Origin of the sequence: Phytobacter sp. V91 (genome assembly GCF_965644225.1) — a bacterium.
Classification (GTDB): Bacteria; Pseudomonadota; Gammaproteobacteria; order Enterobacterales; family Enterobacteriaceae; genus CBFFRJ01.
Genome location: NZ_CBFFRJ010000380.1, coordinates 1 through 215, shown reverse-complemented (window position 1 = coordinate 215; position 215 = coordinate 1). Strand labels below are relative to the sequence as shown.

Annotated in this window: 1 protein-coding gene; it reads left to right on the top strand. The window is 45.6% G+C overall.

Features of this window, described 5'->3' with window-relative positions; genetic code table 11:
• The coding region (locus tag ACSZO4_RS26050; protein ID WP_437891957.1) for a type 4 pilus major pilin at positions 1–215 on the top strand (215 nt) is incomplete at both ends.

Here is a 215-nt window from a genome sequence, read left to right as displayed (position 1 = left end):
TATTCCGGATTAACCAATACTGTGGCAACAAACGCTAAAATTTTCCCGGATAACATGTTAATTGGCACAGGGTCAGCGACATCTGTTGTCAACGTTTTCAAGGGGAAAGTAACGCTTGCGACTTCGACAGAAGGTCCAAGCGGTGTCGCTAACTCTGCGTTTACCATTACCTATGCCAGTGTTCCGGCAGCAGAATGTACAAAAATAATCGCAGC